The sequence below is a fragment of the Streptomyces sp. MB09-01 genome (assembly GCF_033794505.1).
In the GTDB taxonomy this organism is placed as follows: Bacteria; Actinomycetota; Actinomycetes; order Streptomycetales; family Streptomycetaceae; genus Streptomyces.
On record NZ_JARAYQ010000372.1, the window covers coordinates 1 to 6,114 of the forward strand.

Here is a 6,114-nt window from a genome sequence, read left to right on the forward strand (position 1 = left end):
GCCACCGCCCCCCACACCGCGCCCAGCACGAGGGCGAGCGGAAGGGATCCCCGCAGCTCGACCCCCGCGTCGACCGCGTCCACCCCGAGCACCGCCGGCGACGCGTCCGCCGAGAGCCCGGTCAGCCACACCAGCCCCGCCAGGGCCGCCGCCGTCACCGCCGACAGCCGCGCCGCGCACCCGAGCACCCCGCGCCGCGCAGCGCGTACGGGAGTCCGTACGGCTGCCAGTAGTCCCGCGTAGAGCACCAGCAGGGCCGCCCCCGCGACCAGCAGCCAGACCCGGCCGTCGTACTCCGCGAGGCGGGCCACCGTCACCGGCTCCTGCGCGGACACGGCCAGCAGATCGTCCAGCGGATCCGGCAGCAGCCGGGCCGGCTCCCCCTCGGCGCGGCCGCGCACCGGTACGAACAGCCCCAGCAGCACGCCCAGCCAGCTTCCGTTCGGCGCCCCCAGCAGCGCGGCCCCGATGACCCGCCGCGGATGGGCGTCCCCCAGCGCCGCCCACACCGACGCGGCCAGTCCGGCCGCCACCGCCACCAGCAGCATCGCCACCACCGCCGAGGCGGCCGGGCGGATCCGGGCGAGCGCGGCCGGCCCGCGCCGCGAGACCAGCAGGGCCACCGCCAGCACGGCCAGCGCCCACAGCCCCGCGCCCAGCAGCGTCGGCCCGGTCTCCACCGAGAACCCGATCCGGGTCCTCGTCTCGATCAGGTCCCCGATGCGGTCCGGGAGCAGCCCGCCGATGTCCCCGATCCCCGGGATCTCCATCTTCGCCGGGGTCTCGGGCCGCACCGTGCCGTCGAGGGTGACCACGTCGTGTCCGGCCCACGCCAGCCCGCCCGCCGTGGCGACGAACAGCGCCGTGAGCACGAGGACCCGGGCGGCCGTCTCACCGGGGCCCGCCCCGGCCCGGAGCGAGCGTGCGAAGACGCACCCCAGGACCAGCGCCCCGGCCAGCGCCACCCCCAAGGGCATGACGTCCAGGGAGGTTTCGGCACCCGCCCCGACGACCCCGAAGGCCGACACGTCGCCCGAGGGGGTCACGGTGCCGCCGACCGCGAGGACCACCACGGCGGCCGTCATCGCCCCGAGCGACCCTCCCGCGGCGTCGGCGCCCAGCAGGCGCAGCCCCAGCCCGGCCACCCCCGCCATCACGATCAGGCACCAGCCCACGGCGGCGACCGCGGACACGAGCACGTCTCCCCAACGAATGCGGCGCATGCGGTGAACCCCCGATGCCTACCGAGCGGTACGCGAGGGGACCTCCGGGCGAGAAGTCCCGTATCTCACTCTCCGGGTGACTTTCGACCCCGTCAACGGGCAGGCGTAGACGCCCCGGCAAGGCCCGGATTCCACATACGGCTGCGGGCCTGAAATAGTTCCCCCGGATGTTCGCCATCCCTAGACTCCCTGACGTCATGGGGGATTCTCGGGGGACTTAAGTGGGGCTGGAGTGCCGGAACTCGTACTGGAATTGAATGGAAGGACCTGGACGCTCGATCCGTCCAGGTCGTACTCGCTGGGGCGTGATCCCCAGGGAGACGTGGTGATCGACGACGCGCGGGTGTCGTGGCGGCATGCCACCATCGCCTGGAACGGCCAGAGTTGGGGCATCGAGGACCACGGCAGCACCAACGGCACCTACGTGCACGGGGCGCGGGTCCAGCAGACCCAGCTCGTGCCCGGCACGCCGGTCCACCTGGGCAACGCGACCGACGGCCCGCGGCTGAACCTGAGCGCCGCCGCCGCGCCGCAGCCGGCCGTGGCCCAGCAGGCCCCGGCCTACGCCCAGCCGCAGGCCCCGGCGTACCAGGCGCCGCACCAGCAGCCCCAGCAGCAGGCCTGGGAACAGCAGCAGCAGGCTCCGTACCAACAGCAGCCGCAGGCGCACCTCCCGCACCAGCAGGGCGGCGGCGCGCCGCGTCCGGCGCAGGGCGGGGCCCCGGCCTACGGCGACCGCAGCCCGACGACGTTCCACCAGCTTTCGCTGGGCCACGTCATGCGGATCGGCCGTGCGCTGGAGAACGAGCTGGTGGTCTCCGACCTCCAGGTCTCCCGCCACCACGCCGAGTTCCGCTCGATGCCCGGCGGCCGCTTCGAGATCCATGACCTCGGCAGCCACAACGGCACGTACGTCAACGGCCAGGCGCTGGCCAAGTCCGGCACGGCGCTGCTCGGCCCGAACGACATCGTCGGCGTCGGCCACTCGACGTTCCGGATCGTCGGCGACCGCCTCGAGGAGTTCGTCGACACCGGCGAGGTCTCCTTCTCGGCCCGCCACCTCACGGTCACGGTCGAGGGCGGCAAGCAGATCCTCAAGGACGTCACCTTCGGCGTCCCCGAGAAGTCGCTGATCGGCGTCATCGGCCCCTCCGGCTCCGGCAAGTCGACGCTGCTCAAGGCGCTGACCGGCTACCGGCCCGCCGACCAGGGCGACGTCCTGTACGACAACCGCAACCTGTACAAGCAGTTCGCGGAGCTCCGCCAGCGCATCGGCCTGGTTCCGCAGGACGACATCCTGCACAAGGAGCTGACCGTACGGACGGCGCTGAAGTACGCGGCCAAGCTCCGCTTCCCCGGCGACACCGCCGAGTCCGAGCGCGCCGCACGCATCGACGAGGTGCTGCGCGAGCTCAAGCTCGACATCCACAAGGACAAGAAGATCACCGCGCTCTCGGGTGGTCAGCGCAAGCGCGTGTCCGTGGCCCTGGAGCTGCTCACCAAGCCGTCGCTGATCTTCCTGGACGAGCCGACCTCCGGCCTCGACCCGGGCATGGACCGCGACGTCATGCAGCTGCTGCGCGGCCTGGCCGACGACGGCCGCACGGTCCTCGTCGTCACCCACTCGGTGGCCGAGCTGGCCATCTGCGACAAGCTGCTGGTCATGGCGCCGGGCGGTTCGGTCGCGTACTTCGGTCCGCCGGACGAGGCGCTGAACTTCTTCGGCTACACCACGTGGGCGGACGTGTTCTCGGCTTTCGAGAACTACCGCGACTACGACTGGGCCGGCCGCTGGAAGGGCTCCCAGCACTACCAGCTGTACGCCGCCGACATCGACGCGGTCGCGCCCCAGTCGGTCGCCATGCCGCCGGTCCAGCAGATGCGCCCGACCAAGCCGCAGGGCTGGGGCTCGCAGCTGTGGACGCTGATCCGCCGCTACGTCTCGGTGATCGCCTCGGACAAGGGCTTCCTGGCCCTGATGGTGCTGCTGCCCGCGGTCCTGGGCGTGGTCTCCACGGTGATCCCCGCGAAGTTCGGCCTCGCGCCGCCGGTCGCGCCGTCCCGCTTCAACGGGGACGCCGGCACGATCATGCTGATCCTCGCGGTCGGCATGTGCTTCTCGGGCGCCGCCAACTCGGTCCGCGAGCTGATCAAGGAACGCGTCATCTACGAGCGTGAGCGGGCGACCGGCCTCTACCGGTCCGCGTACCTCATGTCGAAGGTGATCGTCCTCGGCATCATCACGGCCATCCAGGGCGTGATCATCTGCGCGATCGGCTTCTTCCCGCGCGACCTGCCCGCCGAGGGCCTGCTGATGCCGCCGGCCGTCGAGATCTGCCTGTCGGTCATCGCGCTCGGCTTCACCTCGATGATGTTCGGCCTGGTGATCTCCTCGCTGGTGAAGACCGCCGAGAAGACCATGCCGCTGCTGGTCATGTTCGCGATCGTCCAGGTCGTGTTCACCGGCATCCTCTTCCAGGTCTACGACTCGCCGGGCCTGGAGCAGTTCGCCTGGCTGATGCCGTCCCGCTGGGCCATCGCCGCCGCCGGCACCACGCTGAACCTCGGCCAGCTCATGCCGCCGTGGGACGCCGACAACCCGACCAACACGGACCCGCTGTGGGACGCGACGGTCGGCCAGTGGAGCCTGAACATCACCATCCTGCTGCTCATCGGCATCGCCTGCGGTTTCGCGGTCCAGCGCCTGCTGCGCCGCCACGAGCCGGAGGTCATGCGGGCCGGCAAGTAGCCCGCGGCAGGGAGGACCTCACGCACGAAACGCCTCAGGGCGGCACCCGGAAGTCCGGGTGCCGCCCTGAGGCGCGCGTGGGGGGCTTGGGGCTACGCCAGTGGCCTAGTAGGCGCTGTTGACGTTGTCCATCGAGCCGTAGCGGTCGGCCGCGTAGTTGCAGGCGGCGACGATGTTGGCGACCGGGTCGTACTGGTCGAACTTCGTGCCCTTGACGTGGTACGCCTTGAAGGTCGGAAGGATGACCTGGAGCAGACCCTTGCTGGGGATGCCGTTCTGGGCGTTGATGTCCCAGTTGTTGATCGCCATCGGGTTGCCGCTGGACTCGCGCATGATGTTGCGGTGGATTCCGGCGTAGGTGCCCGGAATGCCCTCCTTCTTCATGATGAAGAGGGCTTCCTTGATCCAGCCGTCCAGGTTGTTCGCGAAGACGGGGGTGCGGGCGGCGGAGCGGCTCGCGGCCTCCTTCTGCGCGCGGGCCTTCTTCGCGGCGGCCTCGGCCTTGGCCTTCTCCGCGTCCTTGGCCTTCTTGTCGGCGACGACCTGCTGCACGGAGAGGTGCTGCTGTACGGCCTGCGTCTGCGCGGCGTCGACGACCTTGGTCCAGGCGACGGGAGCGGCGTTGACCGTCCCGGCCTCGGCGGTGTCGGCCGGGACGAGGGAGAAGGCGAGCGCGGCGGCACTGAACGTGGCGACGCCGGCAATGGACAGCTTGTGTGCCTTCGTCAGACGACTGTGACCGGGAGTGCTGGAAGCAGACATGGCGGGGCAACCTCTTCGAATCGCGGGAGCCGCAGGAAAGCGCCACGAGGATCCGGGGATCCGCCGCGGCGCTGTGCGACGAGGGCAATTCTTAGCGGTGGCAAAAAGCTGTGGCAAAGGTGTGACGTACGATCCCGCTTAGTGGATCAGGGGCGGTCGCCGAGGCCGGAATTCCGGCCCCGGCGCTACGCGCGCCCGTGCTGACAGGACCTTTACCCGTCCACTAGGGAGCTTCGTAAGTGATGTGCGTCCTATGCGCGGGCTCACATCGGGCACGTAACGGTCTCACTGTGCGTTGCGGGAGCAATTCAATCCGTCACGCTTCTCATCCTTGAGTAGCAGATGGACGTCCCCGAACTCGTGCCAAAGGCAGAGACGGGCCAGTGCCTCGGCATACCCGAGCCGTACGGCGGCCCGGCCCGCGACCGCCTCCAGCATCAGCAGGTGGGACGCCTCCGGCTCGTGCAGCCCGGTCAGCAGCCCTTCCACCACCCGCACCCCGCGCTCCGGCGTCACCACCAGATCGGTCCACCCGCCGGCCGGGCGCACCACCCCGCGGGCGTCCGCGGCCGACTCCAGGGCCCGCACCGCCGTGGTCCCCACCGCGATCACCCTCCCCCCGCTGGCCCTGGCGGCGTTCACCAGCCACGCCGTGGTCGCCGGCACCTCGTACCGCTCCGGGTACGGCGGCTCGTGCGCCTCCTGCGAGGACACCCCCGTGTGCAGGGTCAGCGGCGCGAACTGCACCCCCCGGCTGACCAGCCGCGCCACCAGCTCCGCCGTGAAGGGCCGCCCCGCACTCGGCATCTCCGCCGAGCCCGACCCGTCGGCGGCCGGCACCGCGAACACCGTCTGGTGGGCCGACAGCGGCTGGTCCCGCTCCGTGTACCCGTACCGGATCGGCCTCCCGTACGCCCGCAGGAGCGCCGGTACCCCGTCCCGCTGCCGTACGGGCCGCGCCCACCACAGCTGGTCCGCCCCGGCCGCCAGCGGCTCCTCCAGTACGAGGCCCTGCCCGTCCGGCAGCTCCACCAGTGCCCCCGCGGGGCCCCCGGCGCGGGGCCGCGTCGTGCCCCCGCCCGCCGGGGCGCGCAGCTCCACCGCCCAGCGGCCGTCGTCGCCCCGGGTCGAGAAGTGCACCACCAGCTCCTCGCCGCCGAGCCGGGCGTCCACGGCGGCCGCCAGCGTCGTCGACGTGTTCACCACCAGTACGTCCCCGGCCCGCATCAGCTCCGGCAGCTCCCGGAAGGCGTGCAGCGACACCTCTCCGCCGCCCCCGGACACCAGTAGCCGTACCGCGTCCCGCCCGAGCCCCGGCCCCCGCTGCTCGGCCGGAACCCGGGCCAGCAGCTCCGGCGGAATGTCCGGTATATACAGCCC

The 6,114-nt window shown here is 71.6% G+C and carries 4 protein-coding genes; 1 reads left to right on the forward strand and 3 read right to left on the reverse strand.

The features are described 5' to 3' along the window. Positions 1–1,223, reverse strand: a 1,223-nt coding sequence (locus tag PV721_RS40085; protein WP_319733305.1) for a streptophobe family protein, incomplete at its 3' end; no start/stop codon positions are given. Between the two features lie 253 nt (positions 1,224–1,476). On the opposite strand from PV721_RS40085, the gene PV721_RS40090 reads away from it, so the two are divergent. Continuing rightward, entirely contained in the window at positions 1,477–3,972 is a 2,496-nt protein-coding gene (locus PV721_RS40090; protein ID WP_319733309.1) for an FHA domain-containing protein, read from the forward strand. A 105-nt stretch (positions 3,973–4,077) separates the two neighbouring features. Here PV721_RS40090 and PV721_RS40095 read toward each other — a convergent pair whose 3' ends face one another. Both PV721_RS40095 and PV721_RS40100 read right to left on the reverse strand, forming a co-directional pair. Beyond that, positions 4,078–4,734 (reverse strand): transglycosylase SLT domain-containing protein, encoded by a 657-nt coding sequence (locus PV721_RS40095; RefSeq protein ID WP_319733307.1) that lies wholly within the window; start codon positions 4,732–4,734, stop codon positions 4,078–4,080. Positions 4,735–5,019: 285 nt separating this feature from the next. Beyond that, entirely contained in the window at positions 5,020–6,111 is a 1,092-nt protein-coding gene (locus PV721_RS40100; RefSeq protein ID WP_319733311.1) for an S-adenosylmethionine:tRNA ribosyltransferase-isomerase, read from the reverse strand. Positions 6,112–6,114: the final 3 nt, after the last annotated feature.

Excerpts from the sequence above, each read along its gene's own strand:
- PV721_RS40095 (WP_319733307.1), bottom strand. The coding sequence starts at position 4,734 with ATGTCTGCTTCCAGCACTCCCGGTCACAGTCGTCTGACGAAGGCACAC.